The sequence below is a fragment of the Gordonia crocea genome (assembly GCF_009932435.1).
Lineage (GTDB): Bacteria > Actinomycetota > Actinomycetes > Mycobacteriales > Mycobacteriaceae > Gordonia > Gordonia crocea.
On the sequence record NZ_BJOU01000008.1, the window covers coordinates 53,217 to 67,663 of the forward strand.

Consider the following 14,447-nt stretch of genomic DNA (forward strand, 5'->3'; position numbering starts at 1 on the left):
GTCAGCGGCCTCCCAGCATCGACAACGGGCCCTCCACGACCGACTGTCCCGGCTGGGACGGGGTCAGCACGATGTACTGCGGACGGCGCTTGCGCTGTTCGGGCTTCGACGCCGGGAACGGCAGATCCGGCCGGTACCCGCCGTACGACGGCGGGGTCCACGGACCGATCCGCGAATTCGGCGGCGGCGGAAGCAGGCCGACCGACGGCCAGCCCCACCGCGGGCCGTTGCCCTTGTAGTACGGGTTGGCGCGGTCCACCGGGATGTGGCGGGCCTTCGGCGGCGAGTAGATCGGTGCCCCCTGGCCGACGCCCAACGCCTCCAGCTGGTTGAGCAGCCGCAGGTCCAGCGTCATGAACAGGTTGACCGAGTCGCCCTTCGCGGCCGGCGTCAGCCAATCCGGGAACGGGACGGTCAGCATCAGCGGTGCCGCAGTGATCAAGTCGGGCATCGACTTGGCCAGCGACGACAGGATCGGGCGCAGCGCCTTGAGATCGGAGATGATCGCCTCGCGCGACTTGCCGAGCACCTGGGTGCCGACCACGCCGAGCTTGTCGAGCTTGGTCAGCAGGTCGACGAACTGCGGGCGCTGGGACTCCAGCACCTGGACGCCGGCCGGCAACTGCTCGAGGATCTGCTCGATCTGATCGGTCTGCGCCGACGCCCGCGTCGACAGCCGCGACAGTCCCTCGATCGCCGTGACGATGTCGTCGCGCTGCTTGTTCAGATTCGTGATCAGCTTGTTCGTCTGGAGCAGCAAACTGCGGGTCTTGTTGACCGGGTGGGGCTTTCCGTCGGGACCGGTCTGCATGACCGTCGCCGTGTCCAGCGCCTTGGTCAACTCCGAGACGATCGGCTTGAGCTGGTTGAGCCCGCCGTTGTTGAGCAACATCGACAACGCGCCGAGGACCTGCTCGATATCGGTGGCCGTCCGGGTGCGCGGGTGGCCCTGCGCGTCCAGGCCGGTGATCGCCACCGCCGGGTTCTGCGGTGGGGCGTTCTTGGCGTCGGCCGGCTCGCTGAGCCCGACGAACTTCTCGCCGAGCAGCGCCGTCTGCTGGACGGCCGCGTGCACCTGGTCGGACAGCTTCACCTCGTTGCGGACCAGCAGCTTGACGGTGGCCTGCCACTCGTCGGGCTCGATGCTGATGTCGGTGACGCGCCCGACGACGATGCCGTCCTTCTTGACCAGCGACTGCGGCACCAGGTCGAGAATGTCGTCGAACTTCACCTTGTAGGTGACCGGATTGGCGCCGACGTTCACCCCACCCGGCAGCGGGATGTTGCGAATGCCGCTGCACGAAGCCAGCAGGCCGACGCTCGTCACGGCGGCGGTCGCCACGGCGGCGGTACGGATCCAGCGCATCAGCGGTCTCCCCTCTCCGGTGCGTGCGACGGCTTGTTTGCCTTGGGCTTGGTCGGCTTCGGCTTGGTCGGCTTCGGCGTCTGCGGATTCGGCGAGGTCGGCTGCGGGATGTTGCCCTGCGGACTCTGCCGGCCCCGGCGGGTGCCCGGGACGGCGTAGCGCTGCGTCTTGTCGTTGCTCATGATGCCGAACGGCAGCACCGGGAGCAGCGGGCTGGTGCCCGCCTTGATCTGGTTGGCGACGTCGACACAGTGGCTGATGATCGGCGCCATCTTGTGCTGCCACTCCAGGAACGGCTTGGTGCCCGGCATGATGCTGCCCGGGTTGAGCAGCTTGCACTGCGCGGCCATCAGGTTCTGCAGGTCCTCGATGGTCAACCGCATGGCCAACGTGCCGGACTCGGCGTCGTAGGCGTTGATCAGGTTGGACACCGTGACCGGCAGGACGGTGAGGATCTCCTTGATGGACTCCTGGTTGTCCTTCAACGTCTTGGCGGTCGGCTGCAGCGAACGCACGGTGTCGCCGATGACCTGCTGGTTGTCGTTGACGAACCGGGCCACATCGCCCAGCGCCACCGACAGCGTGGCCAACGCCTGGCCGAGCTGCTGGCGCTCACCGGCCAAGAAGGTGTTGAACGAGGCCATCTGCGAGTTGAACTTGCGCACCTGGGCGTCGTTCTCGGCCAACGCGCCGACGAACACGTTCAGGTTCTTGATCGTGTCGACGAGGTTGCCGCTGGAATCGCTGAGCGTGGTGGCGGCCTTCGACATGTTGGTGAAGGCCGAGCCAAGCTTCTCGCCATTGCCGCGCAGGTTGTCCGCGCCGACGCGGACGAACTCGGTGACCGGGCCGTCTTTGCCGCCCTGCTTGGCGTTCACGCCGTCGGGTCCGAGTGAACGGGACAGCTTCTGCAGGTTCGCGTAGAGCTCGTCGACCTCGACCGGGACCATCGTCTGGTCGATCGAGAGCGTGATGTCGCGCGGGGCCCGCGGACCGCCGGTGTAGGCCGGGGTCAACTGCACGTAGCGGTCGGCGATGACCGACGGCGCCATCTGCACCGCACGCACGTCAGCAGGCAGCTTCAGGCCGCGCTTGACGCGCATCTTGACGTGGACGCGGTCGCCGTCGGGCGAGACGGTCTGCACCTCGCCGACGCGCACCCCGAGCATCTTCACGTCGGTGCCCGGGTAGATGCCGATCGACCGCTTGAACGTCGCGTTGATCGTCGTCGCACCGATGCCGGAGAACGCCCACCACAGCACCGAGGCCAGGATGAGGGCCAACACCGTGCCCAGCACCACGCCGGTGATGTGGCGCGGGGTGAACCAGCGCCCGGGGCCGTTGGTCGTCGTCAGATCTGGGGTCGTCATCAGCCGGCCTCGGTTCCGCCGTTATTGAACATCTTGACCTTATTCGGGGGCCGCGTGGTGTTTTGCTGCGGCAGCGCCGGCGGCAGCAGGTTGGTCACCATCGACTCGAACCAGCGGCCGTTGCCGAGCACGTTGGCGTAGAGCCGGTAGAACGGCGCCAAGTCTTGGATGGACCGGGCCAGGTTCGCCTGGTTCTTGGTCAGCAATGCCGCCACCTGCTGCAGCGACTTGAGTGCCGGGCCGATCTGCGCCTGGTTGTCGGCGACGATGCCGGTGAGCGCCTTGCTCAGCGCCGTCGTCGACGAGAGCAGCGCCGAGATCGACTGCTGGCGGTTGTTCAGCTCGTCGAGCAGCTGGCCCGCACCGGCGATGAGGCGGGTGAACTCCTCGTTGCGGTCGGCCAGGATCTTCGACGTCGTCTTGGTCGCGGCAAGGAGCTTCTGCACCTCCTGGTCGCGCTTGGCGATCGTCGCCGACAGTCGGCTCAGGCCGGTCAGGGCCGGGCCGAAGTCGCCGGCCGTCCCGGAGAACGCCGCGGACATGGTGCGCAACGATTCGGCGACCTTGTCGGTGTTGAGATCGGTCAGCTGGTTGCTCGCGTCGGAGAAGGCCTCGATCACGTCGTAAGGGGCGATCGTGTCGGTGATCGGCTTCGACGGGTCGGCCGCCCGGGATCCGCGCGGCGTCAGGCCGAGGTACTTCTGCCCGAGCAGCGTCTTGATCTGGATGGACGCGCGGGTCTGATCGCCGATCCACGTGTTGGCCACGGTGAACACGACGTTGACCTTGTTGCCGTCACGGTTGAGGCCGACACTGTCCACCTTGCCGACCTTGATGCCCGCGACGCGGACCTCGTTGCCCGGCTGCAGGCCGGCGGCCTCGGAGAACTCCGCGGTGTAGCGCGGCCCGGCGCCCACGATCGGCAGGTCGGACAGGTAGAACGACGCGACCGTCACCATCAGCAGCATCGCGATGCCGAGTGCGCCGACGGTCAGCGGCGAGCGGCGGCCGGCGAACCGGCGCGACGGGTGCAGCTTCTGCGGCTCCACGTTCACCACGTCGTCGGAAATGTTGTCTTCAGGCATCCCTGCCGGTTCCTTCTCGTCAGCCATGTCCTACCCCGGCCGCTTCTCGTCGCGCCAGCAACGGGTCGCCGCGCTGGTGTAGAGGACGTGGTTGATATCGGGCACCGGGATGAGCGGATCGGTCAACAGAATCGACTTGCCGTTGCCCATCACCACGTCGATGCCGCACAGGTAGAACTGGAACCACGAGCCGAAAGTCGCTGCGCGACCGATCTTCTCGAGCTTCGGCGGCAGGTTGGTGATGATCGCCTCGACATCCTTCTCACGCTTCATCACCCCGTCGGACACGGCCTTCAGGCCCGCGATACCGCCGGCGATCGACGGCCGCGTCTGACTCAGGATCGAGCCCATGACGGTGGTCAGGTTGGACACCGACGTCACCGCCGAGCCGACCGAACCGCGCTGTGCCGCCAACCCGGCGACCAGCTTGGAGGTGTTCACCAGCAGCGACTCGAACTGCGAGTCGTGGTTGTTGACCGTCTGCAGGACCTTGTTCAGGTTGGTGATCAAGTCGCCGATCACCTTGTCGCGGTCGGCCAGCGTGTTGGTCAACTCCGCGGTCTGCGACAGCAGCGACGACATCGTCGCACCCATGTCCTGGCCGGGCGAGTTCTGGAAGACCTGGATGATCTGGTCGGCCAGCTTGTTCACGTCCTCCGGGCTGAGCTCTTGGAAGACCGGCTTGAAGCCGTTGAACAGCTCGGTGAGGTTGACCGCCGGGTGCGTGGACCCCTCGTCTCCCTCGACCCCGAAGACGTGCCCGGGCATCAGGCGCTTGCCGCCCTCGCCCGCGCCGCGCTCCAGTGCCAGATAGCGCATGCCGGTGAGGTTTCGGTAGCGGATGAAGACCTGCGTGCCGTCGGGCAGCGAGTCGCGGTCCACCGCAAAACTCACCTTCGCGCGGTTCTTGTCGAAGACCTTCACGTCGCTGACCGCACCCACGCGGACACCGGCGATACGCACGTCGTCGCCCTTGTTGAGCATCGCGGCATCGGTGAAGATCGCCGAGAAGTCGTGCTTGCCCGACGAGCCGGCATTGGCAATCGTCAGCGCCAACAACGACGTGGCGACAATCGTGACCACCGCGAAGGTGATCAGTTTGACCAGGGGTGAAACGATCGACTTCATCGCATGTTCACCTGCGCTCCCCGCAACCTCGATGCACCGGGCAGGGTGACCCAACTGGGGACCTGCTCGGGCGCGACGCCGCTGGCGCCGCCGTAAATCATCTGCAGCTGGGCCCGGTACACCGGGTCAGCCCACAGATTGGACTTGGTGGCCGTCCCCGCCGGCATCGACGAGTACTGCGCCGGCGGCATCTCCGGCATGTTCCGCGGACCCGGGTTGCGCGACGGCACCTGGTAGGAACCGTCGGCCAAACCGCCGCCGGGATACTGCGGGAACGGGCGGCCGTTGCGGGCCGGCTTGTAGCAAACCGGGCCGCGGTCGTAGTCGAACAGGCGCGGCTCGTCCTGGTTGGGCAGGTAGCGGCCACGCGGGTTCACGAACTGCAGGTTCACCCGCACACCCGGGTTCGGGGTGCCCTCGCCGACGATCCGCCGCGACTCGGGGATCAGGCCGGCGAAGTTCTTGAAGGTGCAGCCGAACACCGGCGACTGGCGTGCCAGCCCGGAGAGCATCTCCTGGGTGCCGGTGAACAGGTTGATCAAGTCCGACCGGTTGGTCCGCAGGAAGGCCGTGGTGTCGTCGGCGGCGACGCCCAGCGTCGCGATGAGCGACGCCAGGTCGCCCTCCCGCTCCACCAGCGTGTTGCCGGTGACCCGGAGGTTGTCCAGCGCGTCGATGACCGACGGCAGTGCGTCGGAGTACGTCGTGGAGAACGACGCCAACCCGCGCAGGGTCTCCTGCAGATCGTCGGTGTGGGCGTTGATCCCGGCGAAGATCGCGTCGAGCCGCTTGATCGTCTCGCCCAGTTCCTGGCCGCGACCGGCGAGCGCGTCGCTGATCGAGGTCAGGGTGACGTTCAGATCCTGCGGCGGAACGGCCTTGAGAATCGGGAGCAGCCGGTCGAAGAGGTCCTGGACCTCCTTGGCATTGCCCGCCGCATCGGTGAAGATCTCGTCGCCCGCGGCCAGCGTCGCCGTCGTCGTGGGCGACTTGGGGACCTCCAGCGCGACGTAGCGCTCACCGAACAGCGTCTTCGGCAGGATGCGCGCGGTGGTGTCGCGCGGCAACAGGTGCACCTTGTCCGGCTCGAGCGCCAGCACCACGTCGACCTTCCCGTCGGGGGCGGGTTTGACCGCGGAGACGGTGCCGACGGTCATACCGCGCGCCTTGACGTCGGCGTGCTCGGTCAACGAGTTGCCGGCCGAGTCGGTGCGCAGCACCACGTCCTTGGTCTCGGTGAACCGCCCCTGGTACTTCAGGATCGACCCGCCGATGAACGCGATGATGACAAGGAAGAAAGCCAGGCCGTAGAGCCTGCGTCGCAAGGTAGCCATGTGTCAGCCCGCCACTCTCACGGTTGTGGAAGTACCCCAGATCATCAGGCCGAGGAAGAAGTCCAGCAGCGCGATCAGGACCAGGGAGGCGCGCACCGCGTGGCCGACCGCCACGCCGACGCCGGCCGGGCCGCCGGTGGCGAAGTAGCCGTAGTAGCAGTGCACCAAAATGATCACGAAGGCGAAGACGAGCACCTTGCCAAAGGACCACAGCACGTCTTCGGGAGGTAAGAACAGATTGAAATAGTGGTCGTAGGAGCCACTGGATTGCCCGTTGAAGACCGTGTTGATGGTTCTCGACGCCAGATAGGCGGCCAGCAGGCCGAGCACGTAGAGCGGGATGACCGCGACGAAGCCGGCGATCACGCGGGTGGTCACCAGGAACGGCACCGACGGGACGGCCATGGTCTCCAGGGCATCGATCTCCTCGGAGATCCGCATGGCGCCCAGCTGTGCGGTGAAGCCACAACCCACCGTCGCCGAGAGCGCGAGGCCGGCGATCAGCGGCGCCACCTCGCGGGTGTTCACGTAGGCGGAGAGGAAGCCGGTCAGCGCCTGCGCGCCGATGTTCTGCAGCGCGGCGTAGCCCTGCAGACCGACGACGACGCCGGTGAAGCCCGACATCAGCACCATCACACCGACGGTGCCGCCGATGACGGCGAGGCCGCCGGCGCCGAAGGCGACCTCGGCAAGGATCCGCAGCACCTCGCGGTAGTAGTGCACGATCGTGCGCGGGATCCAGGCGATCGCCCGCGCGTAGAAGGACATCTGATCGCCCGCGTTGTCGAGCACCTTGAGAGGCTTGCCGAGCTGTTTGCGCAGCTCATACCCCACATACTCCGACCGGCTCTTGGCAATGGTCACGCCGCCCTGCGACACGTCAGGCCCCCTTCGCCGGAACGATCTGCAGGTAGACCGCAGTGATGATGAGGTTCGCGAAGAACAGCAGCAGGAACGAGATCACCACGGATTGGTTGACCGCGTCGCCGACGCCCTTCGGGCCGCCCTTGGGGTTGAGCCCCTTGTAGCAGGCGATCACGCCGGCGATCAGACCGAAGATCGCCGCCTTGATCGTCGAGATATAGAGGTCGGGCAGCTGGGCCAGGGTGCCGAACGAGGCCAGATAGGCGCCCGGGGTACCGCCCTGCACGACGACGTTGAAGAAGTAGCCGCCGGCGATACCGACGACCGCGACGAGTCCGTTGAGCAGGACGGCGACGATGACCATCGCCAGCACGCGCGGAACCACCAAACGCTGGATCGGGTTGATGCCCAGCACCGCCATCGCGTCGATCTCCTCGCGGATCGTGCGCGCGCCGAGGTCGGCGGCCACCGCCGCGCCGGCCGCGCCGGATACGAGGAGCACCGTGATGATCGGTGACGCCTGTTGCAACACGACCAGCACGCTGGCCGCACCGGTGTACGACTCGGCGCCGATCTGTTTGATCAGCGACGCGGTCTGCAGCGACACGATCGCGCCGAACGGCACCGAGATCAGTGCCGACGGCAGGATCGTCACGCTGGCGATGAACCAGGCCTGCTGAATGAATTCCCGCCACTGAAACGGGCGCACAACAGATTGACGTGCAACGTCGACGAAAAGCTGGACAATCCTGCCGGTTTGCTCAAGCGCACCTGCACCGGCAGTCGCAATTCGATCCACGCCACGCTCGGTGGCAGTCGTCATTGGCTAGGGGCTCCCACTGTCGTCGGTTTCCACGGGGGCGGTCGGGGCGTCCGACGGGGTAACCCAGCTACCCTCGTCGGCGGCCTCGCCAACGGTGTTGAACACGTCTGTGGTGGCGTTGGCCGCTTGGTTCGCGGTCACACCGGCAGCGGCCGATCCCGCGGCGACGGCGGCCGCCGCGGACTGCGCGGCACCGGCCTGCACCGCGGCCTGGGCCCGGTTCTCGGCGATGATCTTGTCCTCTTCGGCCATGCTCACGCGAATCGCCTCCTGGGCGTTCGCCGGGAGCGTGTGGAGGACCTCTTCGATGTTGCGGCGGTGACGGGCGACGGCCTTGCGCTCGGGCATCCCCGGGTTCGGCTGGACCTGCGGGATGATCTCGCTGAAGTCGTCCTTGGTACCACCGCCGGAGATGCCGGCGGCCTGCATGGCGGCCTCGGCGGCGGCCACGGCCTCGTCCTTCTCCTCCGACATGCCGATCGGGCCGAAACGGTCACCGGAGAGGAACTGCTTGACGACCGGCTGCTCGCTGGTCAGCAGCACCTCGCGGGGGCCGAACATGACCAGTTCCTTGCGGAAGAGCATGCCGATGTTGTCCGGGATGGTCCGGGCGATGTTGATGTTGTGCGTGACGATCAGGATCGTCGCGTCGATCTGCGCGTTGATGTCGATCAGCAGCTGGCTGATGTAGGCGGTACGGACCGGGTCGAGGCCGGAGTCCGGCTCGTCGCAGAGGATGATCTGCGGGTCGAGGACCAGGGCGCGGGCCAGGCCGGCACGCTTGCGCATACCGCCGGAGATCTCGCCAGGGAGCTTGTCCTCGGCACCGGACAGACCGACCAGCTCGATCTTCTCCATGACGATGGAGCGGATCTCGGTCTCGTTCTTCTTGGTGTGCTCGCGCAGCGGGAAGGCGATGTTGTCGAACAGGCTCATCGACCCGAACAGCGCGCCGTCCTGGAACAGGACGCCGAACAGCTTGCGGATCTCGTACAGCTCACGGGCCGAGCACTTGGTGATGTCGGTGCCGTCGATGATGACCGAGCCCTGCTCCGGGTGGAGCAGACCGATCAGGGTCTTCAAAAAGACGGACTTACCGGTACCGGACGGGCCGAGCAGTGCGCTGACCTCACCCTCGGGCAAAGTCAGGGTGACGTCACGCCAAATATTCTGCGAACCGAAGGACTTGGTCAAGCCCTCCACGCTTACTTCTACACCCACTGCGGTTCCCTCCAGTCGTTCGTCCGCGAACGGCAGTCCGTATGACTCCCGCAACCCCGTTGGACAGATGTGCTCGCAGTCACTTTAACCCACCGGCACGTCGGTTCCGACCCCAGTCCCGTCGAATCGAGACTGGGACGGGCGTCCCTACTCGCCAGTAGCCCTTAACGAATCCTCAGACTAGCCTATGGGCCGCGTCACTTCAAGCCGTGGGGGGCGACGTGGGAAACACCACAGTGACCCAACCGGTGGTAGTGCGAAAAACACCCCGCGAGGAGTCCTCGCGGGGTGTTTTTTCAGTGCTGTCAGACCGACCCGGAGGCCGATCGGCAGGTCACTTGAGGGAGATCGAGGCGCCAGCCTCTTCCAGCTTCGCCTTGGCAGCCTCGGCGTCCTCCTTGGACACCTTCTCCAGGAGAGCCTTCGGGGCACCCTCGACGAGGTCCTTGGCTTCCTTCAGACCCAGGCCGGCGACAACCTCGCGCACGACCTTGATGACCTGGATCTTCTTGTCGCCGGCACCCTCGAGGATGACGTCGAACTCGTCCTGCTCGGCGGCAGCGGCGGCGTCGCCGCCGGCAGCCGGGGCACCGGCAGCGGCAACGGCGACCGGAGCGGCCGCGGTGACCTCGAAGACCTCTTCGAACTTCTTCACGAAATCGCTGAGCTCCAGCAGGGTCAGTTCCTTGAACTGATCGATGAGCTCGTCAGCGGTGAGCTTCGCCATGATGGCGTCCTTCCTTTAGGTGGTCGGCGGCGTGGTTGCACGGCGCCGACCGGGGTTGTGCTGTTGACCGGGTGGTCGGTGGCGACTGTGGGGGGATTACTCCTCGCCCGCAGCCTCCTTCTGCTGCTGCAGGGCCGCGGCGAGGCGCGCCACCTGCGATGCGGGCTGGTTGAACAGCCCGGCTGCCTTGGCCAAGTTGCCCTTCATGGCACCGGCGAGCTTGGCAAGGAGGACCTCACGGGTCTCCAGGTCGGCAATCTTCTCGATCTCGGCGATGGACAGCGCGCGGCCGTCCATGTAACCGCCCTTGATGACAAGTGCCTTGTTGTCCTTGGCGAAATTCTTGATCGCCTTGGCCGCGACAACCGGTTCACCTTCGATGAAGGCAATGGCGGTCGGACCGGTGAACAGCTCGTCGAGCCCGTCCACGCCCGCTTCTTTCGCAGCGAGCTTGGTCAGGGTGTTCTTGGCGACGGAGTAGGTTGCGCCCTCACCGAGGGACCGACGCAGCTCGGAGATCTGCGGAACGGACAGGCCACGGTATTCCGTGACGACAGCCGCCGTAGCCCCCTTGAACTGCTCTGCGATCTCCGCGACTGCGGCGACCTTGTCGGACTTGGCCATACTTCGCCTCCTCTCATTTCACTTGGATGCTCTCCAGGCGCTGGTGGATCGGAGTCGACGCGACGATGCCCTCCCCGGGGATCCCGGAAAAACAAAACGCCCCGCGCAGGAAGCACACGGGGCGTAGCAGGCGGCGGTGAAGCCGCGCGGCAATCCTCGGGTCATCCTGCGTGGGCCGTCGACGTGCGTGACGCCGAACCTTCGACGGGTCGCCGTGGTGGCGGCCCGTGACCAACGGTCTCTGGCTGAACCTTGCTGCGGACATATGTCCACAACAACCGCCTAGGCTACCGGCTATGGCCCAGCGATCCAAATCCTCGCAACCCGACCCCGGCTGGTCGTCGTCGCGCGCCGCGCAAACCGAGACCGCGGCCCGCGCCGCCGACGCCGCCGACGCCGTGATCACCCGTCACCTGCACCGACTGGCCGGCATCCCCGGCACCGAGATCGCCGCCGTCGCCTGGCCCGCCACCCCGCACGGCCACGGCGCGCGCGAATGGATCGCCTCGGCGCTGCCGAGTTGGCACTACTGGTGGCACGCGCACCTCGTCGACCTGCTCGTCGACGCGGAGAGCATGCGCCCGGGCAGCATCGGCGAAACCACCGTCGTGCACCTGCTCCGCGGCATCCACCTGCGCAACCTCGGTCGGTGGACCAACGACTATTACGACGACATGGCCTGGTTGGGTCTGGCCGTCGAGCGGTCGCGGCGCCTGCTCGGCGTCGGCAGCCCCCGCGGCGAACGGGTGTTGGCGAAGCGGATCTACGGCTCGTGGGCGCCGCCCCGGGGCGGCGGCATCCCGTGGCGGACCATGGACTACTTCTTCAACACCCCGGCCAACGGACCGGGGGCGATCCTGATGGCACGCACCGGCGAGGTCGAGCGGGCCGTCGCGATGTGCGACTGGATGCACGAGAAACTCCTCTCCCCCGACACCGGCCTGGTCTACGACGGGATCAAGCCCAAACCGCACGACGAGTGGGAGATCGTGACGGCGATCTACACCTATTGCCAAGGCGTCGTGTTGGGCGCGGAGCTCGAGGCCCTGCGCGCGACCGGGCAGGTCCGCCACCGGGAGCGGATCGCCGCCCTGCTCACCGCCACCGAGAACCACCTCCTCGTCGACACCGATCTCGCCAGCGCCAATCCCAGCACCGCCGAACCCGCCCGCCGGGCGCGGATCGTGCCCGGCGCGGGCGGCGGCGACGGCGGGCTGTTTGCCGGGATCCTGGTGCGCTACCTGGGATTGGTCGCCACCGACCTGCCCGACGGCCCCGGCGCCGACGACATCCGGGCGCGCGCCGGGCGGATCGTCGTCGACTCGGCGGAGGCGGCCTGGCAGACCCGGGTGATCGTCGACGACGCGCCGTTGTTCAGCGCCGATTGGCGCCATGACGCGGTGGTCCCGACCGATTCCGGGGCCGACGCGCGCTTCATCGCCGGCGCGGTTCACTCGTCTGAAGTTCCCGAACGCGACCTGTCGGTGCAGTTGTCGGGGTGGATGGCGCTGGAGGCCGCGGCCCGCGTCACCGCGGGGCACACCGAGCACTGACCCGTTCCCGAGCGGCAGTGCGGGCCAATCCGCCGATCGCGCAAGACGTTTCAGGTGGCCCAAACGCCACCCCCCGGTTAACGGTTTGTGACCCGGGTCGGATATATTCGGCAGTGCGTTCAGGTGGTGTACGTCACAGTCACGATCGCGGATTGCGGACAATGTGGCAAAGTACGCAGGTCATCGGAACGCAGACAAAGGTCGACCCAGCGCCGGGCACCGTGCCCGACGTGCGAGTCGACGGGCAGGTGATGTGATGGCTTACCGGCTGGACCCCACAGGCAAGAAGACTGCGCGCGCGACCTCTCCCGCGGCGCCGCTCGATGACGCCCCCCACTCCCTCCCCCTGGGCGACCCGACCGGCGGGGCCAACGCCCGTGCCTGGCGCGCCCTCGTCGACGGCAAGCAGCTCTACCCACGGGTGCACATCGACCGCAACGTCGTGATCACGATGAGCGACGGCGTACGGCTGCGCGCCACCGTCGTGCGCCCGGCGACCCGGCTCGGCACCCCGATCAACACCCCGTACCCCGCGATCCTGTCGGTCAACCCGTACAACCGGGCGCTGATCGAGGGCATCGACGAGGCCCTCAACGTCCCCGTTTTCGGCAAGGCGGTCCGTGCCGCTTCCGGCGCCGTCGACGGCACCGGCACCCCCTTCGGCGGCCTGACCCGGCTGACCGGTGTCATCTCCGGCGGCGCCCTCGACGTCTTCGGGATCAACCGCAACCTCGTCCGCAGCGGATACACCCAGGTCTTCGTCGATGTCCGCGGAACCGGTGCGTCCCAAGGGAAGTGGCAGATCTTCGGGATGCGCGAGCAGAAGGACTCGCTCGAACTCATCGACTGGGCCACCACCCAGCCGTGGTGTAACGGCCGCGTCGGGATGGCCGGCTGGTCATATTCGGCGATCAACTCGCTGCAGGCCGCCGACAAGCGGCCGCGCGCCCTGGAAGCCGTCTTCGCCATCGAGGGCTGTTCGGACATCGTCCGCGACATCTACATCACCGGCGGCATGCATTCGGCCTTCATCCCGATCTGGTTGAGCATGGTCAACCTGCTCAAATGGGTGCCCAACCCCCGCACCCTGCTCTCCGACCTCGGCCAGGGCGACGCCGCGCGCTGGCTGCGCGACCGGGTCAAGTCCCCCGCCACCGAGATCCCGTCGCTGCTGTGGGGGTTCCTCACCACGCGCGACGAACGGATCTTCGATGACCCGTACTTCGACGAGCGCGACCCGAAGGTCGGCAACATCACCTGTCCGACCTTCACCGTCGGCGGCTGGCACGACCTCTTCGGCAACAGCAGCACCCAGATCTACCGCCAGCTCAACCTCAAGCCCGGCGAGAAGCAGATGCTCGTGGGCAACGGGTATCACGTCGACGTCGGCACCGGCCACGGCGGCCGATTCGCCCCGCCGCGGCTCGACGTGCTCGAGCGCGCCTGGTTCGACCACTGGCTGAAAGACATCGACAACGGTGTCGAGGAGTACGGGCCGGTGACCCTGGAGCAGCAGGGCGGCGGCTGGACGTCGGGCACGGAGTTCCCGCGGCCCGGTGTCACCACCCAGCAGCTTTACCTCAGCGATGAGTCGTCGGGCTCGGCACCGCATTCGCGCCACGACGGCAGTCTCGCCGCCACCAAGCCGGCGTCGGCTACCGGTGATCAGGTGTCGCTGCCGGTGCAGGCGGGCGTCCGCGGCCTCGTGTCCCGCGACATGGCGCAGGTGACCGCCGGCGCGGCGATCGCCCTGGGACCCAAGTTCTACGCCGATTCCTCCTTCCAGGAACGCGGCGGGCTGAGCTTCACCACCCCCGAGGTGACCGAGCCGGTACAAGTCAGCGGTTCGGTGAACCTGCGGCTCTACGTGGCCAGCACCGGCGAGGAGGGGACCTGGACGGTCACGCTCAACGACGTCGCCCCCGACGGCACGTCGACGGTGCTGACCAACGGCGGTCTCACCGTCGCTCATCGCGCCCTCGACCACGCCCAGTCGGAGTGGGATGCCGACGGCAACCTCCTGCGGCCCTACCACTACCTGACGCGGGTGCGAAAGCTCCCGGTCCCGGTGGACCGCCCGGTGGCCATCGACGTCGACATGGTTCCCACCGATGCCGTCATCGATGCCGGGCACCGGCTGCGCGTGGATGTCTACGCGGCGAGCTTCCCGCGGTTCCTCACCTTGGTGCCGGATCTGATCAAGGCTCGTAGTCGTCGACAGCGCTTGGTCCTCGACCCCGCGCACCCGAGCTACCTCACCTTCCAGGCGATCGGCTCCTTCCCCTCCGCCTGATCGCCGACTGGGCCCTCTTTCCCGCCGACTGGGCCCTCATCCCCGCCGACTGGGCCCTC

At 67.2% G+C, this 14,447-nt stretch carries 12 protein-coding genes; 2 read left to right on the forward strand and 10 right to left on the reverse strand.

The window, feature by feature from the left end:
* Position 1: 1 nt before the first annotated feature.
* From nbrcactino_RS13740 to rplJ, 10 genes are all read right to left on the reverse strand, one after another.
* On the reverse strand, positions 2 to 1,366 hold the full coding sequence (locus nbrcactino_RS13740; protein ID WP_161928110.1) for an MlaD family protein: 1,365 nt from the start codon (positions 1,364 to 1,366) through the stop codon (positions 2 to 4).
* Entirely contained in the window at positions 1,366 to 2,736 is a 1,371-nt protein-coding gene (locus tag nbrcactino_RS13745; RefSeq protein WP_161928111.1) for an MCE family protein, read from the reverse strand. Before nbrcactino_RS13745 ends, nbrcactino_RS13740 begins: the two co-directional genes overlap by 1 nt.
* Complete coding sequence (locus nbrcactino_RS13750; RefSeq protein WP_161928112.1) at positions 2,736 to 3,821, reverse strand: MlaD family protein; 1,086 nt, start codon at positions 3,819 to 3,821, stop codon at positions 2,736 to 2,738. The genes nbrcactino_RS13745 and nbrcactino_RS13750 overlap by 1 nt, the downstream gene beginning before the upstream one ends.
* A 30-nt stretch (positions 3,822 to 3,851) precedes the next feature.
* On the reverse strand, positions 3,852 to 4,949 hold the full coding sequence (locus nbrcactino_RS13755) for an MCE family protein (RefSeq protein WP_161928113.1): 1,098 nt from the start codon (positions 4,947 to 4,949) through the stop codon (positions 3,852 to 3,854).
* A complete protein-coding gene (locus nbrcactino_RS13760; protein ID WP_161928114.1) occupies positions 4,946 to 6,283 on the reverse strand; it encodes an MCE family protein in 1,338 nt (445 codons plus the stop codon). The genes nbrcactino_RS13755 and nbrcactino_RS13760 overlap by 4 nt, the downstream gene beginning before the upstream one ends.
* Before the next feature lie 3 nt (positions 6,284 to 6,286).
* Positions 6,287 to 7,162: an MlaE family ABC transporter permease gene (locus tag nbrcactino_RS13765; protein WP_161928115.1), complete on the reverse strand. Its 876-nt coding sequence runs from the start codon at positions 7,160 to 7,162 to the stop codon at positions 6,287 to 6,289.
* A 1-nt stretch (position 7,163) separates the two neighbouring features.
* Complete coding sequence (locus nbrcactino_RS13770; RefSeq protein ID WP_161928116.1) at positions 7,164 to 7,970, reverse strand: MlaE family ABC transporter permease; 807 nt, start codon at positions 7,968 to 7,970, stop codon at positions 7,164 to 7,166.
* A gap of 3 nt (positions 7,971 to 7,973) precedes the next feature.
* Positions 7,974 to 9,191 carry an ABC transporter ATP-binding protein gene (locus nbrcactino_RS13775; protein ID WP_161928117.1) on the reverse strand — a complete coding sequence of 406 codons (1,218 nt, stop codon included), beginning with the start codon at positions 9,189 to 9,191 and terminating at the stop codon, positions 7,974 to 7,976.
* A 334-nt stretch (positions 9,192 to 9,525) separates the two neighbouring features.
* Positions 9,526 to 9,918 carry a 50S ribosomal protein L7/L12 gene (rplL, locus tag nbrcactino_RS13780; protein WP_161928118.1) on the reverse strand — a complete coding sequence of 131 codons (393 nt, stop codon included), beginning with the start codon at positions 9,916 to 9,918 and terminating at the stop codon, positions 9,526 to 9,528.
* A gap of 96 nt (positions 9,919 to 10,014) precedes the next feature.
* On the reverse strand, positions 10,015 to 10,542 hold the full coding sequence (rplJ, locus tag nbrcactino_RS13785; RefSeq protein ID WP_161928119.1) for a 50S ribosomal protein L10: 528 nt from the start codon (positions 10,540 to 10,542) through the stop codon (positions 10,015 to 10,017).
* 296 nt (positions 10,543 to 10,838) lie between these two features.
* Between rplJ and nbrcactino_RS13790 the strand changes: the two genes are divergently transcribed.
* Positions 10,839 to 12,095: a glycoside hydrolase family 76 protein gene (locus tag nbrcactino_RS13790; protein ID WP_161928120.1), complete on the forward strand. Its 1,257-nt coding sequence runs from the start codon at positions 10,839 to 10,841 to the stop codon at positions 12,093 to 12,095.
* A 256-nt stretch (positions 12,096 to 12,351) separates the two neighbouring features.
* Positions 12,352 to 14,388 (forward strand): CocE/NonD family hydrolase, encoded by a 2,037-nt coding sequence (locus tag nbrcactino_RS13795; protein ID WP_161928121.1) that lies wholly within the window; start codon positions 12,352 to 12,354, stop codon positions 14,386 to 14,388.
* Positions 14,389 to 14,447: the final 59 nt, after the last annotated feature.

What these genes read in the sequence shown, in the direction of transcription:
- nbrcactino_RS13755 (WP_161928113.1), bottom strand. Translation starts at nt 4,949, where the DNA reads ATGAAGTCGATCGTTTCACCCCTGGTCAAACTGATCACCTTCGCGGTG.
- nbrcactino_RS13760 (WP_161928114.1), bottom strand. Translation starts at nt 6,283, where the DNA reads ATGGCTACCTTGCGACGCAGGCTCTACGGCCTGGCTTTCTTCCTTGTC.
- nbrcactino_RS13750 (WP_161928112.1), bottom strand. Translation starts at nt 3,821, where the DNA reads ATGCCTGAAGACAACATTTCCGACGACGTGGTGAACGTGGAGCCGCAG.
- nbrcactino_RS13745 (WP_161928111.1), bottom strand. Translation starts at nt 2,736, where the DNA reads ATGACGACCCCAGATCTGACGACGACCAACGGCCCCGGGCGCTGGTTC.
- rplL (WP_161928118.1), bottom strand. Translation starts at nt 9,918, where the DNA reads ATGGCGAAGCTCACCGCTGACGAGCTCATCGATCAGTTCAAGGAACTG.
- nbrcactino_RS13795 (WP_161928121.1), top strand. Translation starts at nt 12,352, where the DNA reads ATGGCTTACCGGCTGGACCCCACAGGCAAGAAGACTGCGCGCGCGACC.
- nbrcactino_RS13770 (WP_161928116.1), bottom strand. Translation starts at nt 7,970, where the DNA reads ATGACGACTGCCACCGAGCGTGGCGTGGATCGAATTGCGACTGCCGGT.
- rplJ (WP_161928119.1), bottom strand. Translation starts at nt 10,542, where the DNA reads ATGGCCAAGTCCGACAAGGTCGCCGCAGTCGCGGAGATCGCAGAGCAG.
- nbrcactino_RS13790 (WP_161928120.1), top strand. Translation starts at nt 10,839, where the DNA reads ATGGCCCAGCGATCCAAATCCTCGCAACCCGACCCCGGCTGGTCGTCG.
- nbrcactino_RS13740 (WP_161928110.1), bottom strand. Translation starts at nt 1,366, where the DNA reads ATGCGCTGGATCCGTACCGCCGCCGTGGCGACCGCCGCCGTGACGAGC.